At 59.4% G+C, this 24794-nt stretch carries 20 protein-coding genes and 3 pseudogenes; 7 read left to right on the forward strand and 16 right to left on the reverse strand.

Annotated features, from left to right (window positions below; translation table 11 throughout):
• Nucleotides 1-325 precede the first annotated feature (325 nt).
• Nucleotides 326-952, forward strand: a complete 627-nt coding sequence (locus tag ASE98_RS03120) for a glutathione S-transferase family protein (protein ID WP_060539949.1) — start codon at nucleotides 326-328, stop codon at nucleotides 950-952.
• Between the two features lie 278 nt (nucleotides 953-1230).
• Here ASE98_RS03120 and ASE98_RS27640 read toward each other — a convergent pair.
• Nucleotides 1231-1347: pseudogene (locus tag ASE98_RS27640) on the reverse strand (cell wall hydrolase); the annotation flags it as partial.
• Nucleotides 1348-1349: 2 nt separating this feature from the next.
• Between ASE98_RS27640 and ASE98_RS03125 the strand changes: the two are divergent.
• From ASE98_RS03125 to ASE98_RS26430, 3 genes and pseudogenes are all read left to right on the forward strand, one after another.
• Nucleotides 1350-1986: pseudogene (locus ASE98_RS03125) on the forward strand (tyrosine-type recombinase/integrase); the annotation flags it as partial.
• A gap of 273 nt (nucleotides 1987-2259) precedes the next feature.
• On the forward strand, nucleotides 2260-3714 hold the full coding sequence (locus ASE98_RS03130; RefSeq protein ID WP_060539950.1) for a tyrosine-type recombinase/integrase: 1455 nt from the start codon (nucleotides 2260-2262) through the stop codon (nucleotides 3712-3714).
• Nucleotides 3715-3805: 91 nt separating this feature from the next.
• Nucleotides 3806-3976 (forward strand): hypothetical protein, encoded by a 171-nt coding sequence (locus ASE98_RS26430; protein WP_155953828.1) that lies wholly within the window; start codon nucleotides 3806-3808, stop codon nucleotides 3974-3976.
• Between the two features lie 214 nt (nucleotides 3977-4190).
• On the opposite strand, the gene ASE98_RS03135 is transcribed toward ASE98_RS26430, so the two are convergent.
• From ASE98_RS03135 to ASE98_RS03195, 13 genes are all read right to left on the reverse strand, one after another.
• Nucleotides 4191-5618 (reverse strand): aldehyde dehydrogenase family protein, encoded by a 1428-nt coding sequence (locus ASE98_RS03135; RefSeq protein ID WP_060539951.1) that lies wholly within the window; start codon nucleotides 5616-5618, stop codon nucleotides 4191-4193.
• 75 nt (nucleotides 5619-5693) lie between these two features.
• Nucleotides 5694-7193: a CoA-acylating methylmalonate-semialdehyde dehydrogenase gene (locus ASE98_RS03140; RefSeq protein ID WP_027620517.1), complete on the reverse strand. Its 1500-nt coding sequence runs from the start codon at nucleotides 7191-7193 to the stop codon at nucleotides 5694-5696.
• Between the two features lie 79 nt (nucleotides 7194-7272).
• Entirely contained in the window at nucleotides 7273-7632 is a 360-nt protein-coding gene (locus tag ASE98_RS03145) for a RidA family protein (RefSeq protein ID WP_027620518.1), read from the reverse strand.
• A gap of 32 nt (nucleotides 7633-7664) precedes the next feature.
• Nucleotides 7665-8699 carry a zinc-dependent alcohol dehydrogenase gene (locus ASE98_RS03150; protein WP_027620519.1) on the reverse strand — a complete coding sequence of 345 codons (1035 nt, stop codon included), beginning with the start codon at nucleotides 8697-8699 and terminating at the stop codon, nucleotides 7665-7667.
• Nucleotides 8700-8802: 103 nt separating this feature from the next.
• Nucleotides 8803-9594 (reverse strand): IclR family transcriptional regulator, encoded by a 792-nt coding sequence (locus tag ASE98_RS03155; RefSeq protein WP_027620520.1) that lies wholly within the window; start codon nucleotides 9592-9594, stop codon nucleotides 8803-8805.
• Between the two features lie 61 nt (nucleotides 9595-9655).
• Nucleotides 9656-10825, reverse strand: coding sequence for an NAD(P)/FAD-dependent oxidoreductase (locus ASE98_RS03160; RefSeq protein WP_027620521.1), 1170 nt, complete (start codon nucleotides 10823-10825; stop codon nucleotides 9656-9658).
• A complete protein-coding gene (locus tag ASE98_RS03165; RefSeq protein WP_060539952.1) occupies nucleotides 10822-12303 on the reverse strand; it encodes a 2Fe-2S iron-sulfur cluster-binding protein in 1482 nt (493 codons plus the stop codon). The genes ASE98_RS03160 and ASE98_RS03165 overlap by 4 nt, the downstream gene beginning before the upstream one ends.
• A complete protein-coding gene (locus tag ASE98_RS03170; RefSeq protein ID WP_060539953.1) occupies nucleotides 12300-13115 on the reverse strand; it encodes an ABC transporter permease in 816 nt (271 codons plus the stop codon). Before ASE98_RS03170 ends, ASE98_RS03165 begins: the two co-directional genes overlap by 4 nt.
• Before the next feature lie 4 nt (nucleotides 13116-13119).
• Nucleotides 13120-14001: an ABC transporter permease gene (locus ASE98_RS03175; protein ID WP_027620524.1), complete on the reverse strand. Its 882-nt coding sequence runs from the start codon at nucleotides 13999-14001 to the stop codon at nucleotides 13120-13122.
• A complete protein-coding gene (locus tag ASE98_RS03180; protein WP_060539954.1) occupies nucleotides 13998-15080 on the reverse strand; it encodes an ABC transporter ATP-binding protein in 1083 nt (360 codons plus the stop codon). The genes ASE98_RS03175 and ASE98_RS03180 overlap by 4 nt, the downstream gene beginning before the upstream one ends.
• A 97-nt stretch (nucleotides 15081-15177) precedes the next feature.
• The gene (locus ASE98_RS03185) at nucleotides 15178-16212 is read right to left on the reverse strand and encodes an ABC transporter substrate-binding protein (RefSeq protein WP_060539955.1); all 1035 of its coding nucleotides are present in this window, start codon (nucleotides 16210-16212) and stop codon (nucleotides 15178-15180) included.
• Between the two features lie 13 nt (nucleotides 16213-16225).
• Entirely contained in the window at nucleotides 16226-17257 is a 1032-nt protein-coding gene (locus ASE98_RS03190; RefSeq protein WP_060539956.1) for an ABC transporter substrate-binding protein, read from the reverse strand.
• Between the two features lie 184 nt (nucleotides 17258-17441).
• A complete protein-coding gene (locus ASE98_RS03195) occupies nucleotides 17442-18779 on the reverse strand; it encodes an NAD(P)/FAD-dependent oxidoreductase (protein WP_033866399.1) in 1338 nt (445 codons plus the stop codon).
• A gap of 162 nt (nucleotides 18780-18941) precedes the next feature.
• Between ASE98_RS03195 and ASE98_RS25500 the strand changes: the two are divergent.
• The 3 genes and pseudogenes from ASE98_RS25500 to ASE98_RS03205 all read left to right on the forward strand — a co-directional run.
• Nucleotides 18942-19479 (forward strand): annotated as a pseudogene (locus ASE98_RS25500) (IS5/IS1182 family transposase); the annotation flags it as partial.
• Between the two features lie 600 nt (nucleotides 19480-20079).
• Complete coding sequence (locus tag ASE98_RS03200) at nucleotides 20080-20868, forward strand: SDR family oxidoreductase (protein WP_027620499.1); 789 nt, start codon at nucleotides 20080-20082, stop codon at nucleotides 20866-20868.
• Between the two features lie 198 nt (nucleotides 20869-21066).
• Complete coding sequence (locus tag ASE98_RS03205) at nucleotides 21067-21759, forward strand: GntR family transcriptional regulator (RefSeq protein ID WP_224789372.1); 693 nt, start codon at nucleotides 21067-21069, stop codon at nucleotides 21757-21759.
• A 64-nt stretch (nucleotides 21760-21823) separates the two neighbouring features.
• Here the strand turns inward: ASE98_RS03205 and ASE98_RS03210 are convergent, their stop codons facing one another.
• Nucleotides 21824-23350 carry a UxaA family hydrolase gene (locus tag ASE98_RS03210; RefSeq protein ID WP_060539957.1) on the reverse strand — a complete coding sequence of 509 codons (1527 nt, stop codon included), beginning with the start codon at nucleotides 23348-23350 and terminating at the stop codon, nucleotides 21824-21826.
• The gene (locus tag ASE98_RS03215) at nucleotides 23347-24717 is read right to left on the reverse strand and encodes an MFS transporter (protein WP_027620502.1); all 1371 of its coding nucleotides are present in this window, start codon (nucleotides 24715-24717) and stop codon (nucleotides 23347-23349) included. The genes ASE98_RS03210 and ASE98_RS03215 overlap by 4 nt, the downstream gene beginning before the upstream one ends.
• Nucleotides 24718-24794 lie beyond the last annotated feature (77 nt).

Consider the following 24794-nt stretch of genomic DNA (forward strand, 5'->3'; position numbering starts at 1 on the left):
TTGCGTGCACCACAGACACTATGCCCGTAATCATGACGCTTACATGGGGATAAACGGGGAACCGGCAATTGAATTCAAGGGCCAAACCAGGAATTCCCGCACTGCTCAGCCCCCCGAAAAATTGCCCAGGAGTTGGCCCAGCCATCGACGCAGTCCTGCCGAGCGACGATCCAGCACACCGCCACACACCACTGATGCCGCAGTAACCGGGTTGGCCTGAGGTGCTCGCACGGTCAAACGATCAAGCCCAAACTGACAACCATTTAGAACCACAGTGCAGCAGAACAGTCTGTCCCTACACACCCTTCCATCTTAAGAGAACTTTATGATCATCGTTCACCACCTCAATAATTCCCGTTCACAGCGCATCCTCTGGTTACTCGAAGAGCTGGCCCTGCCCTACGAGATCAAGCACTACCAAAGAGACGCTAACACCAACCTGGCCCCCCCTGAACTGAAAGCCATAAACCCGCTGGGCAAATCACCGGTTATTCAGGATGGCCCTCATGTGCTGATCGAATCCGGTGCTATCGTCGATTACCTGATCCGCCGCCACGGCGATGGCCGCTTGCAACCTGACCCGGCCACCGCAACCTACGACGAATATGTGCAATGGCTACATTTCGCAGAAGGGTCGGCCATGCTGCCGCTGATGCTCAGCCTTTACATCGGGCGTCTTGGGGAGGCCGGCAAGCCGCTGCAGCCGCGAATCGAATCTGAACTGGCCAACTATCTCGGGTACCTGGAGAACGCGTTGAAACTTACCCCGTACTTGTTGGGTGACGAAATCAGCGGTGCGGATATCCAAATGAGCTTTGTTGGCGAGTTCGCGAAGTCCCAAGGCATGCTGCAAAACTACCCTGGCCTATCGGCCTGGATCGACCGCTTCCAGGCGCGGCCGGCATATATCAATGCGATAGAAAAAGGCGGTGCTTACAAGTTCGCGGGCTGAGTGCTAAATACGCAGGTTGTGGTTCCTGCACTATAAAGCGTCTTCAAGCGCTCAACAGGTTACGTTACAGAGAGAGCCCGGCCTTGGTTGCGCACACCGTGACCACCGTCACCGTCACGCACTAATGGAAGACGCGACCAAGGTCATCCACGGAAATCAGAGGGCTTGTATTACAGAACTCCCACAAGCGGCACGACGTGGTACCGGCCTTCCCGTGTGCTTAAAGCACCAGCACCAGCGCCAAACTCCAGCCAGCGTCAGCTTCAGCGAGGACGGATTCATGGCACATCCTTGAAGAAGACGTGACCACCGAGCTTAAGGGTCTGCTTCGCTTTCGTGGCCCAAGCCGGAGGCATCTGTATGCTGGTCGCGTAATAGTGTGTGGCGCCTCCCGTAGCCGATGTCCTGGCAGGAGCAGTCGATCCTATTTGCGGAACTGCCGGCCCACCTGCAAAAGATGGCGCTATTCAAAGTGAACACCGGCACGCGGGAGCAGGAAGTCTGCAAGCTGAGATGGGATTGGGAAATTTCGGTAGCGGAGCTCGGCACCAGCGTTTTTTTGATACCGGCTGATTTTCGGCGGTAGACACGAACGGTCTGGAGTAAAAAAAGGTGATGAGCGACTGGTCGTGCTCAACCACGTGGCGAAGTCGATCATCGAACAGCAGCGCGGCCTGAGCAAGGACTGGGTTTTCCCTTACAACGGCAGCGCGATGCACCGGATGAACGACTCGGCCTGGAAGAAGGCGCGGGTGAGAGCGGCGAAACTCTGGCAGGAGGAAAACCTTCGCCCCGCTCACCCTGGTTATGCATCCATCAGGATTCATGGCCTCAAACACACTTTCGGCCGGCGGCTACGCGCAGCAGGCGTCACCGAGGAAGACCGCAAGGCACTTCTGGGCCACAAGAACGGCAGCATCACCAGTCACTACTCGGGTGCTGAGCTCGGGCAACTGATTGAAGCTGCGAACATGGTATCAGCAACCGATTCGCGTGGACCGGTCCTGACAATCTTGAAGAGGAAGCAGGCGTGAAAAATAGAGAAGTCACGCACATGAAAAAGGCCAATGCTGTGAACATTAGCCTAAGTCATTGAATTATATGGTCGGGACGAAGTGATTCGAACACTCGACCCCTAGCACCCCATCTCCTTTTTCATACTTCTTGAAAGCTTCCAAAATTTTACTCTGGATTTTTCTAAGCTAGTATTTACTTGAGCTCCAGCGGTGTTCTGCTCTACGAGAGTCCAGTAACGTCCATCAAGAGCCGACGTTTTTGTGGGGGTAAAAGTAGGGGGAACCTATTTTATGGCCAAAATCACCATCAAAGAACTCGAGTCGCTGACCGCTGAAGATGCCGGCCGAATCCTCAGGGAGGATGGCAATCTGGCCGGTCGAATTTCCCTGCGTAAGGACGGCGTGTCGGTCAGCTTCTTCTATCGGTATCGCTGGGGCGAGCAGAACAAAGAGTACGCCTGCGGGTCCTGGCCGCGCAAATCCCTGACGGACATCCGTAAGGCGCGTAACCAGGCCCGGGCGCTGATCGATGAGCAGATCAATCCCAACGAACACAAGAAAATTGCCAAGGCACAGGCATACGCCGCTGCTAACGTAGAGGCTGAACTAGTAAAAACGACGAAGGTGAAAACGCTGACCGTCCAGGATCTGGCCAAGGCGTGGCTGTTGGATGGCGTGGCGCGCAAAGATGGCAATGCTGAATTGCAGCGCCGTTTTAACAAGGACCTTTTTCCGGCACTCGGCAAGACCGCGGTGAGCAGCGTCTCCGAACACGATGTTCGGGCGCTGATCCGGGCCGTGATCAACCGCGGCGCTCACCGGCAAGCCATCAGTTTCTTCGCCGACCTCACTCAGATGTTCAACTGGGCCAGAAAGCGTCAGCCCTGGCGGGCCTTATTGATCGAGGGCGATCCGACTGAGCTGGTCGACATCTCCCCCTTGATCCCTGCCAGCTACGAAGCGGAAAGAAGCCGCATCCTTTCCCCGGCTGAGCTTTTGGAACTGCACAACCGCTTCCAGCAAATGACCGCCGATTACGACGCCCTCCCCGCGGGCCAAAAATACGACGGCATTCGACCGCTAAAGAAGGAAACGCAGCTCGCGCTCTGGATTAGCCTGGGCACGCTGTGCCGGATTGGTGAGTTGCTACAAGCCGAATGGAAAAATGTCGATCTGGACCAGCAGACCTGGTTCCTACCCAGTGAAAACGTCAAAGGTACCCGAGGCAAGAAACAAGACCACCATGTCTTCCTCTCGCCCTTCGCCCTGCATTTCTTTCAGGAACTCAAGACCCTGACGGGGGACTCCCAGTGGTGCTTTCCGAACAAGCAGGATGATGGGCATGTGGACGTAAAGGTGGCGAGTAAACAGGTCGGCGATCGCCAGGCCCGGTTCAAAAACCGCAAGGCCCTCTCACGACGGCGTCACGACGATACCCTGGTCCTGGCCGACGGCCAAAACGGCGACTGGACGCCGCATGACCTGCGCCGCACGGGCGCGACCATGATGCAGGCCTTGGGGGTCAGCCTGGACGTCATCGACCGCTGCCAAAACCATGTGTTGGCCGGCTCCCGGGTGAGGCGCCATTACCTGCATCACGACTATGCCGAAGAGAAGAAGTGTGCCTGGAACCTGTTGGGCGATCGACTCAGTGCCGTGCTGTCCTCAACTTACGAGCACACGCCAAACGAGTCGATGTTGTCTTTTCCAGCGTACGCGGCGACAGAGACGCTGACACCCTCATAGGGCTGTTGCACCCAGCGCTCTCCGGAATTTAACATCCGCGACAACCCGTGTTGTGACCTTAAATTCGCGATGAGCAAAGGTGACAGACTGCATGTACAAATTCGTGAGCTTCACCGTTGCGGAACTGTTCAAAAAAATATGGCAAACACCCATGATCAAATTGGCCCACGACATGGTGTTTCCGACGTCGCCCTCGCCAAAGCTTGCCGCAAAGCCGGCATATCTTTCCCTGGCCGTGGGTCACCCGGCCAAAACGGAATAACAGCGACCGCGCAATTCCAAGTCTCCCAAGGTCGAAGGCAAGATCGGATTCGAGGTGCGAGACCGTGGTGCCTCGCCTGCCGAGACTGACACTGATCTGAACTCACCTAGCCATGGTTGCTTGCTGATTCCGCGGTGGCCACGAGAGGCCAGGCCTATGAATGGATAAATTCATAAGCCCAGCCTCGCCCCTCTGAAATAACCCGGCTCGTACGTCAGTTGCCCCAGCCAACCACTCCCTTGATCTCGAGGAAATCATGGATACCCCAACCGGCGTACTCGCGGCCATTACCGGACTGCTTGTAACCACCGAACGGCGCAAAGGTATCCCAGCTCGGATAGTTCAGATACACCGAGCCGGCACGCATGCGCCCCGCCACGGCGCGGGCATGTTCGATGTCGGTTGACTGCACATAGGCCGCCAGGCCGTAGACGGTGTCGTTGGCGATCTCGATGGCCTGCTCTTCGCTGTCGTAGGGAATGATCGCCAGCACCGGGCCGAAGATTTCCTCCCGGGCAATCGTCATCTGTGCCGTCACACCGCCGAAAACGGTGGGCTGCACGTAGTAGCCCTTGTCCAGGCCCTGCGGGCGACCCAGGCCACCCGTTATCAACGTGGCGCCCTCCTCGATGCCGGTGGCAATCAGGCCCTGGATCTTGGCGAACTGCGCCTCGCTGATCACCGGACCGAGGTCGGTACTGGCGTCAAGCGGGCTGCCGGTAAGCATTTTCTCGGCGGTCTGCCGGGCAATCTGCAGCGCACGCTGATGTTGGGAAGCCGGGACCAACATGCGGGTGGGTGCATCGCACGATTGCCCCGAGTTGGAGAAACAGCCCTGCACACCCTTGGCCACCGCAACCTCGAAGTCAGCATCCTCCAGCAGGATGTTCGCCGATTTCCCACCCAACTCCTGGGCGACGCGCTTGACCGTATCGGCCGCCGCCTTCGCCACCATGATCCCGGCGCGGGTCGAACCGGTGAACGACACCATATCGACCTTGGGGTGGCTTGCCATGTGCTGGCCCACGTCGGAGCCCGTACCGTTGAGCAAGTTGAACACCCCGGCCGGCACGCCCGCTTCGTGGAGAATTTCCGCGAAGATGATCCCGGTCAGCGGTGCGATCTCGCTGGGCTTGAGCACCACGGTACAGCCCGCAGCGATGGCCGGGGCGACCTTGCAGACGATCTGGTTCAGTGGCCAGTTCCAGGGGGTGATCAGGGCGCATACGCCAATGGCTTCGCGCACCACCCGGGTGCTGCCGTGCGACTCGCTGAACTGGAATTTTTCCAGAGCGCTGATGGTCGACTCCAGGTGCGCGCGGCCACTCCAGATTTGCGCGTCACGGGCGAAATGCAATGGCGCGCCCATTTCCTGGCTGACAGCCTTGACCAGGTCTTCATAACGCAGGTTGTACACCCGCAGAATCTCCTTGAGCAGCGCCAGGCGTTCGCTGACGCTGGTTGTCGAGAAGGCCGGGATTGCCTTGGCTGCCGCCGCGACGGCCTTGTCGACATCCTGCGCATTGCCCACTGCGATGCTGATAAAGGCCTGTTCGGTGGAGGGGTCGATGACCTCCAGGGTATTGCCGGACAGGGCATCGGTCCATTGGCCATCGATGTAGAACTTGAGCGCGTTGTTCATGTTTTCACTCGCCTTGACTGGGACACCGGGTGAGGACATTTCGGGTCCTCACCCTGTTGAATGGATTGCGCCGACTCAGCTGTTGCTGGGGAAAGCAAACTGGGCCGCTTCGTGGCTGGCACGGCGCGGCCAGCGTTGGGTGATGGCCTTCTTGCGGGTGTAGAAACGCACCCCGTCCGGACCATAGGCGTGCAGGTCGCCGAACAGCGAACGCTTCCAACCGCCGAAACTGTGGTAGCTCACCGGGACCGGCAAAGGCACGTTGACGCCGACCATGCCCACCTCGATTTCATCGCAGAACAGACGCGCCGCTTCACCGTCACGGGTGAAGATGCAGGTGCCGTTGCCGTACTCGTGATCGTTGATCAGTTGCATGGCCTCTTCCAGGCTGCCGACACGGACGATGCACAGCACCGGGCCGAAAATTTCGTCGGTGTAGATGCTCATCTGAGCGGTCACCCGGTCAAACAACGTGCCGCCGACAAAAAAGCCGTTTTCATGGCCGGCCACCACCAGGTCACGGCCGTCCACCACCAGACTGGCGCCCTGGGCGACCCCGGCGTCGATATAGCCCTTGACCTTGTCACGCGCCGCGCCGGTCACCAGTGGGCCCATGTCCAGGCCACAGGCGGTACCGGCGCCGACTTTGAGTGCGCGCACCTGCGGCACCAGTCTGGCCACCAGCGCGTCAGCCACCGCATCGCCGACACACACGGCCACCGAGAGCGCCATGCAGCGTTCGCCGCACGAGCCGTAGGCCGCGCCCATCAACGCGCCGACGGCGTTGTCCAGGTCCGCGTCCGGCATCAGCACCGCGTGGTTCTTTGCCCCGCCCAGGGCCTGTACGCGTTTGCCGCGCCTGGTACCTTCGCTGTAGATGTACTCGGCAATCGGGGTGGAACCGACAAAACTCAGCGCCTTGACATGGGGCGACTCGATCAGGCCATCGACGGCCTCTTTGTCGCCATGCACCACGCTCATCACGCCCTTGGGCAGGCCCGCTTCGATCAGCAACTCGGCAATGTACAGGGTCGAACTGGGGTCGCGCTCAGAGGGCTTGAGGATGAAGCAGTTGCCGCAGACGATGGCCAGCGGGTACATCCACAGCGGCACCATGGCCGGAAAGTTGAACGGCGTGATGCCCGCCACCACGCCCACCGGCTGCAGGTCGGTCCAGGCGTCGATGTGCGGCCCGACGTTACGGCTGTAGTCGCCTTTGAGCAGCTCCGGAGCGCCGCACGCGAACTCGACGTTTTCGATGCCGCGCTTGAGTTCGCCCGCAGCATCTTCCAGGGTCTTGCCATGCTCCTCGCTGATTAATCGCGAGATCTCGGCTTCGTTCTGCTCCAGCAGTTGCTTGAAGCGGAACATCACCTGCGCACGCTTCGCTGGCGGGGTGTTGCGCCAGGCCGGGAAGGCGGCGCGGGCCGCGTCGATGGCTTGTTGCAGGGTGGCGCCGTCGGCCAGCGCCACTTGCCGGGTCACCGCGCCAGTGGACGGGTTGTAGACATCCGCGGTGCGCCCCATGCCTTGCACGCGAACACCGTTGATCAGATGGGGAACGATACTGCTCATAAAACTCTCCAGTGCCGAACAGGTTCACCCCGCCGGCAGGTATGAATGGCTAATGCCCGTGTGGCCGATGCAAGGTCAGTCAAGCCTTGACGGCCGCCTGCAGGGCAATTTCCACCAGGATATTGTCCGCCGCCATGTTCGCCTCGACGGTCGCCCGCGCCGGCAGCGCGTCCTGTGGCACCCACTCGCGCCAGACCGCGTTCATCGCCGCAAAGTCCTGGACCGCGTGCTTGAGCCAGATCTGCGCAAACAGGATGTGCGACTTGTCGGAACCAGCTTCGGCCAGCAGCGCGTCGATGCGCGCCAGCACCTGGGCGGTCTGCCCGGCGACGTCCTGGGTACGGTCGGCAGGCACTTGCCCGGTGATGTAGACGATGCCGTTGTGCACCAGCGCGTGGCTGAGCAGGCCGGGGTTGGGTTGTAGTCGGGTGATGGTCATGGGAGTAACTCCTGCTAAGTAAAGGGGTTGAATCAGGCGATTTGCAGTACCGTGCGGCCGACCAGTTGGCCTTTGCGCATGCGGGCGAAAATGTCGTTGATATCGTCCAGGCGTTCGAGGTTGATCTGCGCCTTGACCAGGCCACGGGCTGCGAATGACACCGCCTCGTTCAAGTCATGGCGGGTACCGATGTTGGAACCGGTGATCGACAGCTCCCAACCGCTGATGCTGGAAATGGAAGCGCGCACCGTGTCGGCATCGCCGCCGGGCAGGCCGATGAACACCGCCGTTCCACCGGGGCGCAGCATCTTCACCGACTGCTCGAACGCCGCGTTGGCGGTGGCGGTCACCAGCACGGCGTGGACGCCGCCGGGAATCTGTTGCCTGAGGGTTTCGACCGGGTTGTCGAGGGCGTTGATCAGGCACTCGGCGCCATAGCTGCGTGCCAGTTCAAGCTTGTCCGCACCCACATCGATGGCTGCCACGCGCAGCCCCATGGCAATGGCGTACTGCACCGCCACATGACCCAGCCCGCCGATGCCCATGACGGCCACCCACTGCCCCGGTCGGGCACGCGAGCGCATCAGGCCACGGTAGGTGGTCACGCCAGCGCAGAGAATGGGGGCCAGGGCGTACAGGTCGACATCCGGCTCGATCGTGGCGACGAATGCTGCCGGGGCCACCATGTACTCGGCGTAGCCGCCCTGCTTGCTGTAGCCGGTGGATTCGCGGTGTTCGCAGATGGTTTCCATCCCACCGAGACAGAACTCGCAGGTGCCACAGGCGCTGTACATCCAGGGCATGCCGACCGCGGTGCCGATCGCCGGTTCGCTGACACCCTCGCCATGGGCCGCCACGTGGCCGGTGATTTCATGGCCGGGAATCAGCGGCAGCGTGGGCAAGGCCGACCAGTCGCCGTCAATGGCATGCAGGTCACTGTGACAGACGCCGCAGGCGACGATGCGAATCAGTATTTCGCCGGGGCCCGGTTGTGGAATCGGTACCTGTTCAATACGCAGCGGTTCGCCGACAGCGTGCAGAACGGCAGCCTTCATGGTTTGACTCATCGCTCTCTCCTGAAACATCCACCCAATTTTCGGGCAAGTGGTCACCTATACCGCAGGCCAGAGCCGGCGGCAGGTGTGCGGGTCGAAAGAATTCCCCGGAGCGTCAGCCCACGGGACGTAAACTGCGTGTCGCGCTGGCAATGTTGCGCGCGGTGTTGATCACCTTGGGCGCCAGGTGTTTGCGCGCGTCCTCCAGGTTCCAGCGGCTGAACGGCACCGAAATGTTGACGGCCCCCAGGGGGTAGCCATCGGCATTCACCACCGCCGCAGCAACGCTGATATCTCCGGCGAAATACTCTTCCTGGGCATAGGCGTAGCCTTCACGACGCGCCTCGGCGACGATCGCGCGCAATTGATCCAGCTCGGTGACGGTGCTGGCGGTGTAGCCCTGGCGTTCGGAGGCGACCAGAATCGCGTCCGTTTCCGCCTCCGGCAGTGCGGCCAGGTACGCCCGACCTGCCGAGGTGCAGTACATCGGCAGGTGCCGGCCCAGCGGCATATGGATGGCAATCTGCTTGTGGCTGGGAAAACGCGCCACGTAGAGCATGTCCAGGCCGCACGGTTCGAGCAGGTTGCAGCTCTCCTCGACGTCGCGGTTGAGCTCGTGCAGGTACGGGTTGGCGCGTTCGATCAGCTCGCTGGTCTGCAGGTAGCCGGTGCCAAGGTCGAGGGACTTGGGCGCGAGGCGAAACCGCTTGGTCACGGGTTCCTTGTACAGGTAGCCCAGCGCCTCGAGGGTAAAGGTCGAGCGTTGCACGGTGCTTTTGTTCAGCCCGGTGGCTTGCGCCAATTCAATCAGGCTCATGCTCGGACGCCCGGCACGGAATGCCGTCAGGATCGACAGTCCCTTGGACAAAGCAGTAATGAAGAGTGGCGAGTCTTCTAGGGAACTCATGGGGTTATCCTTGTTGGTGCCGTGACAGGCGCGTGCGTGACGGTGCTGTTCAAACGGTGTTTCATTCGAAATGACTCAAGACAATGCCCGGTTCCACGACCGGCCGGTTGCATTCAAATCTATTGACGGCGAAGGGTCGCATACGCTCATCCACTTCGCCGCTGACAATGGCCTTGGCCAGGAACTCACCCGCCGCCGGTGCACCGGCATGGCCATAACACCAGCCTGCGCTGACGAAGAGTCCCGACAAATCCTCGTGGGCCCCCAGTAATGGCCCGAAATCCTTGGAGATATGCACCAGACCCGCCCATTGACGCAAGATGCGCGCGTGACCCAATTGCGGAAACATCTCCAGGTACGCTCGCGCGGTCGCCGCCATCACCGGTACGTCGGCATTCAGCGTGTGCTGCGGTCGCTCGGCGACTTCGGCACCGCCCACCACTTCGCCACGGGCGGTCTGGTGCATGTAGCAGAGTCGGTCCAGCAGCGCCACGGCAGGGCCGATCAGCGGGCGGGTCGGCTCCAGCGCCATGGCCTCCAGGCGCATCGGGTAACCGTCCAGTGGCACCCCCGCCAGTTGCGCCAGGCGATTGCTCTCGGCGCCGCCGGCCAGCACCACGGTATCGCTTGAAATCCAGTGTTCCCCCACCCGAACCCCGGAGACTCGCCCGGCGCTCTGGTCGATGGCGGTGACTTCGGTGCGGTAGCGAATGTCCACCCCGCGCGCTGCGCACGCTTGCCGATAGGCGTACATGGCCGCATGGTGCGGCGCCACGCCGCTGTCGGGCAGGTGCAGGGCCGCGCTCACCCGTCCATGGGCCAGGGCCGGAAGCACCTCGCGCAGTCGAGCCGGGGTGAGCAGGCTGGAAGTGATGCCGCAGGCCTTGTGAACTTCAAGCGTGCGATCCAGCAGCGCCGCCGTGGCACTGCGCTCGCCCACCATGGTGTAACCCCGGCGAGAGTACATGACATTTTCGCCCAGGCGTTTGGACAGCCCCTGCCACAGGTGGCAGGAATGAGCGAAGAAGCGCGTCCACTCGGGCGAACTGAACGCACCACGAATCAGCGTGCCGTTTCGGCCCGACGCGCCGCCCTGCCAGTAACCGGCGTCCAGCACGAGCATGTCGCGCACGCCCAGCTCGGCCAGGTTGAAGGCCAGTGACAAGCCCTGGATACCGGCCCCGACAATGATGATCGACGCCTTCCCAGGCAACGGGTTGAGGTTGTTCATTGCAATGGCTCGACAACAGGGGCCAGGCCAGCCGCCTGAGCGACACTCAAGGCACGGCGCGGCGGACGCAGCGTCGGCCGGGCCAACCCGGCCAGGGCGATGCCGCTGCGGGCACTGACCAACGCGCGCAGAGCATCCCAGCAGGGTTGCCCCTGGCAGGGCCCCATGCCACAGGACGTCAGGCGTTTGATCACTTCCAGGTCGGTGATGCCCTGTGCGAGCAAGGCCTCGACCTCGTGGTCAGATACATCGAAGCACGGGCACAACAACGTCTTGTGTCGCGAGCACGCGGCCACCGGCAGCAACTGATCGGCCTCCATGACCGACCCCACTTCACGCAGGCGGCTCTGGCGTTGCTCGCGCAGTTGCAGCATACCTTCGGCGCGGCTCTGGAAGGTCAGGCTGGCATCGGCCAGCCATGGCCCGGCGTGCACCACGGCATCACAGGCAACCGACCTGGCGAACAATGCAGCCGTCACGCGGCTGCGCCCCACGACCCGGCGCAAATCGGCAACCGGTCGCGCGGCGACCACTGTGACGCCCAATTCGCGCAAGCGACTGGCGACCGCTTCCTGGTCGCCATTGCCGACCACCACGACCCGCGCACCCGGCGCCACCGATTGTTCATGGGCCATGATCAGCGCCGTGCGCACATCCATCACGCCGGGCAACCACATCCCCGGAACGACCGGTGGGCAGGCGCGACGACCGCTGGCTAGGATCACCTCGTCCGCCTCCAGGGCCAATGCTCCTTGCGCCGGGTCATGGGGCGCCGCGAGCAGCAGCTCGCCTTCGCGATAGGCACCGAAGACCTCCACACCGCTGACCAGCTGTACCCGCTCGTCCAGCGTCGGCCGAGCGTGGCCCGCCGCACGGACATAACGGGCCAACGAATGACCGCGTGTCACCAACACCACGCTGCGTCCGGCTGCCACCGCATCATTGGCGGCGGCGCAACCGGCAGGCCCACCACCGATCACCAGGACATCCGCGCTCAAGTGCCGCGCCATGGGTACCGGCACTTCGCCTGACCGTTCAGCCGGCTTGGCCACACCCGCGAGGAACGCCAGAATGGCCTCCCAGCGCTGGAACAGTGCCGTACCGCTGGGCACCAGGTTGGTGTGTTCGAAACCACCCTGAATCCAGCTGGCAGGAATCAGTCGCGACAGGCGCAGCAGATCGAACCCCGGAACCGGCCAGCAGTTCTGCATCTCCACACGCGCACCAACCGCCACCGGCACCAGGTCCAGGCGCACATTCGGCACACCGTCCACGCGGGCCAGGACACCGGTGACATAGCTGCCGGAATAGCCCAGCGGTCGATGGGATTTGCGACTCCAGGCCAGTGTGCGGATGCCGTTAGCCAGCAACGCCGTCGCCAGGCTTTCGCCCTGGCGACCCTGCACGGCGCGACCGTTCCAGAAGAACTCGAGCACCTGTGTACTGGCGCGCTCAAGGCGCAGACTGCCGTTGCTCATACCGCATTCCTCTTGGCCTTGCGCTGCGCCATGATGCTGATGCACAGCATGATGATCGACAGCAGAGTCATCAGCGTCGCTACCACGGCGATCAAGGGGTCGATCTCGGAACGCAGCGAACTGAACATCCGCTTGGTCAGGGTGGAGCTGTCACCGCCGCTGATGAACAGCGAGATCACCGCTTCGTCCAGGGAAATGGCAAAAGCGAACATCGCGGCGGCGATCACCGAAAAACGGATCTGCGGCAACGTCACGTCAAAGAACGCCCGCAACCGACTGGCGCCGAGGATACAGGCAGCCTGTTCCTGGGTCATGTCGTAGCTGCGCAGCCCCGCGCTGACGTTGATCACCACATAGGGCAAGGCCAGCAACGTATGCGCCAGCACCAGCCCGGGAATGGTGTTGTTCAGGTCAAAGCGCGCGTAGACGAAGAACAGGCCAATGGCGATGAAGATCGTGGGCACGATCATCGGCGCCATCATCAGACCGCGCAGCACGCCCGAGAAACGTGACTGGGTGACGTGCAGCGAATACGCGGCCGCCGTGCCCAGGGTGGTGGCCAGCAGCATGGTCAGCGTCGCGGTGATGAGCGACACCTTGGTTGCCGTGCGCCACTCCAGCGACGCGAAGTAGCTGAAGAATGGCTCGATGCTGAACGACTTGGGCGGAAAGCTCAGGTAGCGTGCATCGGACAGCGACATCGGGATCACGATCAGCGTTGGCAGCACCAGGAACAGCATGGTCACCAGCACCAGCACGTACAACCAGGAGGCGCGCACCACCTCGGTCAGGGTTTGTCTAAATCGGCTCATGGTCTCACTCGCTGCGCCGGCCGAGGCCCGCGCTCTTCTTGACGATAAACAACATAAGCAAAGTGGCGACCAGCAGCACCACACCCAGCGACGACGCAGCGCCCCAGTTGGCGTACATCGACACGTCGCTCTCGATCCGCATCGAAATCATCTGCACCTTGCCACCGCCCAACAAGGCCGGGGTGACGTAGAACCCGAGGGTGATCACGAACACCAGCGTGGCACCGGCGGCCAGGCCCGGCAGCGACAGCGGAAGAAAGACATCGCGAAAGGCACGCGAGGGCGATGCACCGAAAGCCGCCGCCGCCTGGTTGTAGATCGGGTCGATGCTCTTCATCGACGCGAACAGCGGCAAGATCATGAACGGCAGCATGATGTGCACCATGCCAACCACCGTACCCGTCAGGTTATGCACCAGCGACAAGGGAACGTCAGTGAGGCCCAGGCTCATCAGCAGGTCATTGGCCATGCCGCGACGTTGCAGGATGATCAGCCAGGCGTAGGTCCTGACCAGCAGCGAGGTCCACAGCGACACCAGCAGCAGCCCCATCGCCAGGTTGGCCAGCCAGCGCGGCCCCTTGATCATGAAGTACGCATAGGGGTAACCGATCAGCACGCAGGCGACCGTGACGATGATGCTGATCTTGAAGGTCTGCACAAACGTCAGCACATAGATCGGTTCCAGCAGACGGGTGTAGTTCTCCACCGTCAGTTGGCCATTGGCATCGAAAAGCGACAGCCAGAACAACCACCCGATCGGCAGCACGAACGTCAGCAGGACCAGCAGCAGCGCCGGCAGGCCTGAACCGAACAGGTACCAGCGGTTGCGCCGTTCGGCCTTGAGCAGTTCGCGAGCATTGCGTGCGCCCGGCTCGGTCCGGTTCATTGCTCGTCTCCCACCACCAGTGTGTCTTGCAGGTGCAGCCCCAGCACCACGGCTTCGCCACGTGTCGGCAGACGGTCGCTGGCGGAGCTGCGGGTTGGCCGGCGAATGGCCACGGCCATGCCCTCACCCAGGTCGATCTGCACCAGTTGGCTTTCGCCCTGGAAAATGACATCGGTGACATGACCGTGCAACAGGTTGCAATCGCTGGCATCGGCCGTCACGAACTGCAGTTTTTCCGGACGCACCACCAGGCTCGGGTTTTTCAACCCGGCGGTGGCGCTGGAAGCGCGCAACGGGCGCCCCTGAAACTGCACCTGGCCATCCTGCAGCGTGACAGGCAGGCACGAAGACTCGCCGACGAACTCGGCGACAAACCGGTTCGACGGGCGCTCGTAAAGATTGATCGGCGTGTCGACCTGGCGAATCCGCCCCTTGCTCATCACCGCGATGCGGTCCGACATGGTCAGGGCTTCACGCTGATCATGGGTCACGTAGACCACGGTCATCCCCAGGCGCTCGTGCAGGCGGCGCAGTTCCAGCTGCATGGTTTCGCGCAAGCGCTTGTCGAGGGCCGACAGTGGCTCATCCATCAGCAGGATCTTGGGTTCGAACACGATGGCGCGAGCCAGGGCGATACGTTGACGCTGGCCACCGGACATTTCGGTGATGCCGCGCTCGATCAGGTGATCCAGCTCCACGGTGGCCAGCGCCTGTTCGACCCGCTGGCGAATGTCGGCACGGCTGTAGCCGCGCAGCTTCAGCGGATAGGCCACGTTCTGGAACACGTTCATGTGGGGGAACAGCGCATAGCTCTGGAACATCATGCCGACGTCGCGCTTGTGCGGAGGCTCGAAGATCATCTCGCGGCCGCCAAAGCGAATACTGCCGGCATCGGGGCGAACGAACCCGGCCAACGCCATCAACAGCGTGGTCTTGCCAGAGCCGGAGGAGCCGAGCAAGGACAGGAACTCGCCGCTCTTGATCGACAGCGAGACATCATCCAGCGCAGCAAAGTTATCGTAGGTCTTGGTCAGGTTTTCGATGTCGATGGACATCGAAAGTTTAGGGTCTTCGGACATGCTCACACTCGGCACAAATCGGACGCTTCGCGTCCTTTTTATCGTAGATCGGGCGCCATGGGCGCCCCACCCCACTTCACAACTTGCTCGCAACGGATCAGTTGGCCAGGAACAAGGCGAATCGCTGGCGAACGGCTTCCTGATTCTTGACCCACCATTCAGGCGACACCGCGACCACCTTGTCGATGTTCTGCGGTGACGTCGGCAGGCGCGCAGCCAGTTGCTCGGTAATGATCGGCAGCTCGTAGGCTTTGGCGTTCACTGGCGAGTACGGAATCAGCGTGGCCAGTGCCGCCTGGCTTTCAGGCTTCATGATCTGGGCAATCAACTTCATCGCCAGCGCCTTGTTCGGCGCCCCCTTGGGAACGATCAAGCAATCGTGGCTCAACAGCGCTCCGTCGAAGCTGTAGTCGACTGGCTCGCCACTGGCCTTGACCTCACTGACCCGGCCGTTCCAGATCGCCAGGAAGTCCACTTCACGACTGCGCAGCAACTGGGCCGAGTCGGCACCGGCGCTCCACCAGTTGACCACCTGAGGCTTGATGCGCGTCAGCACCTTGATTGCGCGCTCGACATCCAGCGGATACAGGTCCTTGGGCGCCACACCGTCACCCAACAAGGCCGCTTCCATGGTTAACCAGGGCTGGCGGTACAGTGCTCGCGCGCCCTTGACCTGCGGGTCGAAGAACTGCTGCCAGCTCTTCGCCACGGGGGCTCCGCTGTCTTCAGCCCAAGCCACCACGGTGGCGTAGGCGTGACTGGCGATCCAGTGGCTGCTGACCACATTCTTGTCGACATGCGTGGCATCGATCACCGAGTAGTCCAGTGGCTCGACCAGCCCTTCTTGCTGGGCCTGGGCGCACTCGGTACTGCCCAGTTCCACCACATCCCACTTCGGCTTGCCCGACATCACTTGTGCACGAACGGCGGCCAGGCCGTCCATGTTGTCTTCCTTGATGGTGACACCCAGCGCCTTCGCGGCGGGCTCGAGATACGCCTTGCGTTCGGCGTCCTGCAAGGCTCCGCCCCAACCGGAGAAGGTCAGGCTGTCCGCCAGCACCGAGGCGCTGGCACCCATGGCCAGTACCGCTGCAACGGCACCCTGCAGCAGGTTTTTCTTGATGAAATTCATAGGGACGTCCTTATCAATTCTGGATGAACAGGTCGAATCGACGCTGGACTTCAGCCTGGTGCGCCTGCCACCAGACCGGGTCGAAGAATACAACCTTGTCGATGTTCGCCGGCGCCGTCGGCAACGTGGCAGCCATCGCGGCGGGAATGATACCGGTATCGTAGGCCTTGACGTTGATGGGCGGATTCGGGATCAGGGTCACCAGGGTCGCCTGGCTGTGAGGCTTCATGATTTCAGCCACCAGTTTCATCGCCAACTCCTTGTTCGGTGCACCTTTTGGCACGACCACACAGTCGTAGTCGACCAGGGCATGGTCGTAGGTGTAGTCGACGGCATCACCGGACTGCTTCAGCTCATCAACCCGGGACGCCCAGATCGCCAGCGCGTCCACTTCACGGCTGCGCAGCAACTGTGCCGAGTCGGTGCCGCTGCGCCACCAGTTGACCACTTGCGGCTTGATGCGCTCCAACACCTTGAAGGCACGATCGACGTCCAGCGGGTACAGCGCCTTGGGCGATACGCCATCGGCAATCAATGCCAGTTCGAGCGTGGTGTAGGGCTGCCGGTACATGGAGCGCGAGGCTTTCACTTCGGGATCAAAGAAGGCTTTCCAGGTTTTCGGCGTGGTCTCGCCGGCATCCTTCGCCCAGGCCAGCACGGTGGAATAGGCATTGCTGGCAATCCAGTTCTTGCCGTAGAAATTCGCCGCCACGCCCTCGGTACTGATCACCGAGTAATCCAGCGGCTCGGTCAGCCCCTGCTCCTGCGCCATCACGCAATCGTTGGAGGCCAGTTCGACCACGTCCCACTTCGGCTTGCCCGACATCACTTGGGCGCGCACCGCCGCCAGGCCATCCATGTTGTCTTCCTGAATCTTGATCCCCAACGCAGCTTCCGCAGGCTTGAGATAGGCCTTGCGTTCAGCATCCTGCAATGCCCCTCCCCAGCCGGCAAAGGTCACCGTACCCGCCGCCTGCACCTGGGCAACGGAACACAAGGACATGGCAAACACCAGGCCCGCTATTCGTTTATTGATTGATCGCATTTTCAACTCCTGAGCTTATTGTAATTAGACAGTTGAATCGAACGCCGGGCGTTGCTGCCCACTGGGTTGTTGTTATATCGGGAGACGTTGTTCGTCATCCTCTCTTGCCGCTTTTTACCACCCGGTCCTTGCCCCCACGCGGGTGCTCGACCGCTCTACCGCTTGCCATCCCTCGTGCATCGGGTTACTGCGCATCCTTGAAGCGATACCAGGCGTAGGCCATCCGCTGCCCCACGCGCAGGAACGGTTGAAACGGAAAACGCTTGGGACACTGGTGCAGAAAACCGATAGAAGTGGGCTGTGAATCACCGGCCACCATTTGCGCCAGGCGCTTGCCAGCCTGCACGGAAAACGACACGCCGCTACCGGCATAACCGCCGCCGGAAAACACATTGTCCAGGCCCGGGACCTTGCAAATGAACGGCAAGGAATTTTCACTCACCGCGACCCAGCCGCCCCAGTTGTAATCCACCGCAATGCCCTGCAAGGCTGGAAACTTGCGACACAGTGCGTCGTGCAGGTTTTGTCGGTGCTGGGGGTTTTCCGCGTCGCGACCGGTGATGGCGCTGCGCCCGCCAAACAGAATGCGGTCGTCGGGCAAGCGGCGGTAATACGAGAGCAGGTTGCGGGTATCGAACATGCATTCGCTGCCGACCAGGCTCTGTCGTTTCTCTTCGGCACTCAAAGGCCGCGTCACGATGATTTGCGAGTGGACCGGGAGCACCCGTCCGGCTGTGGCCTTGTTCAGCGCCCCGGAGGTATAGCCATTGGTGGCGACCACCACCCGGCGAGCCGTCACCACCCCGCCCGGGGTGACCAGGCGATGACGGCCCTTGTCGCTGTGCCAGTCGGTCACGGGCGAACCCACATGCACCTTGACCCCGGCTGCCCGGACCATGCGGTGGATCCCCCAGGCCAGCTTCAGTGGATGCATCGAAAAACCGTCGGGCATGTACAGCGCACCGAATGACTCCGCACCGCCATGCACGGCATGGGCTTGCGCGTCACTGACGAACTTCGCGCCGTAGTTCAATACATCGTTATAGAGGCCCACCTCACGCTTGAGCCCGTCGACATGACTGGCGTGGCTGGCGACCTTGTAAACACCATCGGGCTGCACGTCGCAATCGATCTGGCCTTCGCGAATCAACCCGCGCACGGTGTTCAGCCCCGCCGACATTTCATCGAAATAGGCTTTTGCCTCTGTGGCGCCATAGCGCTGGATCAGCTCCGCCAGCGGAACGCGACCACCGGAGATACGGGCAAAGCTGCCGTTGCGACCACTGCAACCCCAGGCGACCTGGTTCGCTTCCAGAACCACTGCGCGAACGCCGTGCTCACGGGCCAGGTGCAAGGCACAGCTCAGTCCCGTATAGCCGGCACCAATGATCGCCACCTCGACATCCATGTCCCTGCTGACCGGACCGTCATCCTGAGGCGCGATACCTGCGGTATCCACCCAATAGGAAGCGGTATGTGGCGTTCCGACGCCTGGATGAGGATTGACCAGAGGATCGTACAATTTAATCTCCGTATCGCTGTGCGATTTACAAATATCACTTAAATGAAATATTCATACAGTTATTGATTCATGTCAATATAATATCTCACTCAATAGATCGATTTTAGAATTCTCAGAGATTGGGAGTGAGGAAGAAGGTACTGGTGTGCGGGGTCGGTGCCAAAAATGAAGCGGCGAATGGAAGAAATTGAGCATCAACCGTTACCTGACGGCACTCGATGCTGCTGATCGGCAAGAACCCAATAGCTTCCCTGTCCAGCGCCGTGTTGCTGGAAGAGAAAATCGCCAAAGAAAATTCAAATAAAGCAGCTTTAAGCGATTGAAATCCAAGTCGACGAACCGCCGGGTAAACAGGTCTCACTGACCGACCCAGACACCAACTTCATGATGACGCGTGGCACGGGAATCATTGGCTATGAAGCAGACAGCGGTCGATACTCAGCACTATTTGATCATTGCGCAGGAGGGTGACCAATGTGGGTTCCGGGCGCTCAACTCAGCTCAATAACCTAGCTGGCCCGCGAGGCGATAGCGTCAGATACGTTGTCGGTGGTAGCTAAACGAGTCGCCTTCAAAAACGAACAAATCCAGACTTGTCACGATGTGTCCCCAAGCCGATGACCTCTGAAGCCAAGGCTGAGGGGGCTTTCAATAACCATGCCTCATCTATGATGCGGCAAAAAACGATTACATTTGCCCGACTGTAGGCGCCGATGTCGAATTGACCCACGTACTGACAAAAGACTGCCCCACCACCAGTCGGCACAAAACCAGCACAGGCAATGGTTCGCGAAAGAATCAGGTTGGATCAGTGATATCTCGCCACTGGTTCAATTTGGCCTCGGCGCCAACAGGCTATGACGCGGGACGCGCAGAAACGTCCCTCAGAGAAGGAAATGCTGATCTGGTGTCCTTTGGCACTGCGTTCCTGGCAACCCGGATCTGGTAGAGCGATTCGAACAGGGTGTCGCATTGAATGACGCAGACCCCACTACCTTCTACCAGGGTGAGGAGCGCGGTTACACGGATTACCCGACCATGGCCCAGATCCGATAACGATGTAGTGCTGAGGTAAGCGCAGTCGCCGCCGGCTGCCACTCGCAGATTAATCGGGCCGTAGGTAGCAATGCTGAGCCGGAGTAGGAGTCTGCACCCTCTCCGGTAATCACCTGCAAATCTGCGGCAAACCTGTCTTGACAAACAAACTGTGATCACATATCACTTAATGAGGTTTTCTTGTCTACGCACGCCGTAGCCACGAAAGAACTCATGAACAAAAATAAGACAGGACGCATTAGCTATGAACGTGATGAAGCGGCTGACACCCTATACCGGATTGAGAGTTTTGATTTCCGGTGGGGCAGCAGGCATCGGCGAATCGATCGCGGCTGCATATCTCGAAATTGGGGCAAGAGTCCATGTATGTGATGTAAGTGAGCAGGCGATCGCACAATTTCGTGATCGCTATCCAGAGGCTTTGGCCACATTGGCTGACGTCTCCGACTCTGCTCAAATTAAGCGAGTCTTCGAGATACAACAGGAGTGGGTGGATGGGCTCGATGTACTGATCAACAATGCAGGCATCGCAGGGCCAACGGGCGGAATCGACAAGATTACCGATGCCGAATGGGAACAGACAATAGACATCAATCTCAATGCGCAGTATCGCTTCGCTCATCATGCTGTCCCCCTCCTAACGAAGTCAGAACACGCACACATCATTCATATTTCATCGGTCGCGGGGCGCTTAGGCTATGCCTGGCGGACTCCATACGCCGCGACCAAGTGGGCCATCGTTGGTCTTATGAAGTCATTGGCAGCCGAGTTGGGCGAAAAAGACATTCGAGTCAACGCACTGCTGCCTGGCATCGTCGAGGGCCCGCGCCAGGATCGCGTCATCAGTGATCGCGCCAAACAGTTAGGCATTTCAGAGCCGGAGATGCGCCAACAAACATTGAAGAAAATCTCATTGCGCCGGATGACTCCACCCGAAGACGTGGCAGCAATGGCCTTATTTCTATGCTCTCCTGCTGCTAACAATGTGACAGGACAAGCGATCAGCATCGACGGCAATGTCGAGTATCTTTGATTAGTCAGACCCACACGTCTCGCCACCGACCTTGGTAGCGAGACGCTTATTGGGCGTGTGCTAGAGAACTCGTTTCTCCCGAATCCCGTCACTTTCTATACCGGCACATCCGTGATCACAGTTGTCTCAATTTCCTATGCCGGCTGATCGAACCTGCCTATAATTCTCGCCATGAACCTATCCACACTCGTAACCCCCATGATCCGCCAGACTCTCAGTGCGGACGTTTATGCCCAGCTGCGTGATCTGCTGATAAGCGGACGCGTTATGCCTGGGGAAAAGCTCTCGCTCAGATCTATAGCGGACGCTCTTGGTGTTAGCGTCATGCCAGTGCGAGAAGCGGTTCACAGGTTGGTCGCTGAGCAAGCGCTTGAAATGGCGGCTAATCGATATATTCGCGTTCCTGTACTGACGGTCAGCCAATTCCGGGAAATCACCAGTATCCGGTTGAATCTGGAGGGGCAAGCTGCAGCTCGTGCTGCGGAGCTTGTTGATTCGCAGGCGCTGGCTGAGATTGAAAAGATACACGAGGCATTTTGCGCAGAGTTTGCAAAAGGCGCTCCCGATGAGTCACGGCTGATTACGCTGAACAAAGAATTGCATTTCGCAATTTATAATCAGGCGGACATGCCCATCCTGCTCCAGATAGTTGAGTCCCTGTGGCTGAGAATAGGGCCTATCATCAACTATGACCTACGATCTGGCACTGAGCGTGTGGTTCAGCGAGTGCAAGCCAGTCATCACGCAGCGATGGTTGATGCTTTAAAGAAGGGTGACTCCGTTGCCGCCTGTGAATCACTGCAAGATGACATCAAAAGTGCTGCCGAGTTTATCCTGAATACAGGGGCGCTGATCGTTGCCGATGCGCACAAGCCTGTCGAAGCTGATTAATTCCACCAACATGTTTTAAAAAGAGGCGCCTGGTATCAGGGCGCCTCTTTTTTTCACTCGCTTATTACATTTGAGCGCCGATCATCCAAGGCACTGTTTCTTCATTGCCGACGCCCAACGCCTCGCTTTTAGATTTTTCTCCAGAAGCCACTCGTATGAGCATGTCGAAAATCTCTTTACCCTTCGATTCAAGGGTGGCGTCGCCATCCATGACATCCCCGCAGTTGATGTCCATATCATCCTTCATGCGAGTGTACATTTTGGTATTCGTCGCAAGCTTGATCGAAGGAGCAGGTTTGGCGCCAAAGCACGAGCCGCGTCCGGTGGTGAACGCAACGAGATTTGCGCCGCTGGCGATTTGGCCAGTGGCTCCCATCGGGTCATAGCCAGGCGCATCCATGAACACCAAGCCTCGGACTGTAATGGGCTCGGCGTAACGATAAACGCCCATGAGTGCTGAGGAGCCACTTTTGGCAACTGCACCTAGAGACTTTTCGAGAATGGTCGTCAGGCCGCCGGCCTTGTTACCAGGCGTGGGGTTGTTATCAATACTGCCTTTTTCGCGGTCTGCGTAGCTTTCCCACCATTTGATAAGGTCGACGATACCCTGGCCGACCTCACGGGTTGCAGCGCGACGAGTCAGCAGGTGTTCAGCGCCGTAGATCTCCGGCGTTTCGCTAAGGATGGCAGTTCCACCTTGCGCTACGAGCATATCGACAGCCACACCGAGGGCGGGGTTGGCCGTGATGCCCGAGTATCCGTCTGAACCGCCGCACTGGAGCGCCACGGTCAGGTGCCGCGCCGAGACCGGCTCGCGTCGGCACTCGTTGGCAACCGGCAGCATCGATTCCACGGCGGCAATGGCGGCATCCGCTGCGTTGCGGGTTCCGCCAACGTCTTGGATGACCACGGGAGCGATAAGCTTGCCGGTCTCGATGCCCTGGGCCATGAACAGCGCACCCATTTGATTGGCTTCACAGCCAAGGCCGATGACGACCACGCCAGCGAAGTTGGCGTGCTTGATGAAACCGCCTAGCGTGCGCCGCAGTTGGTTCACCCCCTCGCCATTGTGCTCTATGCAGCAACCGAAGCTGTGGGTGATCGGCACCACACCGTCCACGTTTGGGTAAGCATCCAGCACACCGTTTCGCGAGAAGTGTTCAACCACCATTTTGGTAACAGTGGAGGAGCAGTTCACAGTGCTCACTACACCAATGTAGTTTCGAGTTGCTACTCGCCCGTCAGCGCGGACGAAACCTTGGAATGTCACAGGAGAGGCTGCAGGCGACGCGACTTTGGCATCCTCGCCGAACGCGTAGTCTCGCTCGAACGTCGCCATCTCCAGATTGTGCGTATGCACGTAATCGCCTGGCTCAATGGGTTTAGTAGCAAAGCCAATGATCTGGCCATAACGCAGAACAGGTTCACCTGGGTTTACGTGTGCAAGGGCAATTTTGTGCGCTGCGGGCACATCGGCGAGCACCACGATATTACCGAACTCCGCAACCACGGTTCCTTGAGGTATCGAAGCGCGTGCAATTGCAACATTATCGTCGGGATGTAGTTTAAGTGCCAGGGATGTACTCTTCATTTTGTCCTCGCATTATCAGTAATACACGGCGCAGCCTGGGGCAATACAATGTTGTCCCGCGTTTTTTTAGTAATCGTTTCTTGTGCCTGACGTAGTTTCAAACTCAGGAATGCCGCGAGCGTTAAAAGAGCCGCTACAATAATGAGTCCATTCTTCGTACTCCCAGTAGTTTGTTCAACGAATCCCAGAAGTGAAGGGCCGAAGAAACCACCAGTAATACCAAAGGTATTCACTAACGCCAGACCCGCCGCCATACCTGCTCCCGCCAGTCTTGAACTGGCAAAGAGGAATATCACAGGCTGAACAACGAAAAACATCGATGCCGTAAGAGTGAATCCTATTAGAGCTATCAGTGGAGTGGTAAAGGCCGCGATGGTCAATCCAGCCGACATCAGGAGCAGCCCACCGAACATTATTTTGCGTGAAATTTTCGGAGTAGTTGCATACTTTGGAAGAAACGCTGCCCCGAGTGCTGCTGCGATCCATGGGATTGAGTTTAACAATCCTATTTGTAACGATGACAAGCCTCCATACGTGCCAATGATGCCCGGCAAGAAGAAAATTACCGAATACACACTAACTTGGTGGAGGAAGTACACCGCGATCGCAAGCCAAATCTGAGGGATTTTAAGAACGCCCTTAAAAGAATGACCTACATTGCCGGAGGCGATTTCTTCATCATGTTCTTTCTTCAGAACTTGCTCTACTTCAGTGACTTGTTCCTTTGATAGCCAACTTGCCGTAGATGGGCCGTCCGGAAGCTTTCGCCAAATCACGACGGAGAATAGAACAGCTGGAATTCCCTCCAAGAAGAACAGCCACTGCCAGCCGTGCCAACCCCAGATTCCATCCATCTCTAACAGCAGCCCGCCAACCGGCCCGCTGATGATATTCGCGAGACAGACCCCGATTAGAAAATAGCCACTGGCTCGTGCCCTTTGCTCACGACCAAACCAATAGGTTAAATAGAGCATTACACCTGGGAACAATCCGGCTTCAGCTGCGCCCAGTAGCGCGCGGGCAATGTAAAACGTAGTCTCATCGGTGATGAAGGCCATACCGGCAGACAACAACCCCCAGGTGATCATGATCCTGGTGATCCAGAGTCGGGCACCTACCCGGTGCATGATCAGGTTACTGGGTACCTCCATGAGTGCATAGGTAAGGAAGAAGAGCCCTGCACCAAAACCGTAGGCGGCAGCGGAAATACCCAGGTCTACTGCCATGTGTGTTTTGGCAAGTGAAATGTTAGTTCTGTCTAGAAAGCTTATAACGTAAGCAAAGATCAACATCGGCATTAGTTTGCGAAACATTAAAGCGTTCAGCGACTGTCCCTTTTGTGTTTTTGTATGGGTCGTAGCTAACATGGTTCATTTTCTCCTCATGAGGATAAGTTGCTGAGACGCGGGTGTTGTGCCGCGATCTTTAGTTATCAAAATATCCT

The sequence above is a fragment of the Pseudomonas sp. Leaf48 genome (assembly GCF_001421885.1).
GTDB lineage: Bacteria > Pseudomonadota > Gammaproteobacteria > Pseudomonadales > Pseudomonadaceae > Aquipseudomonas.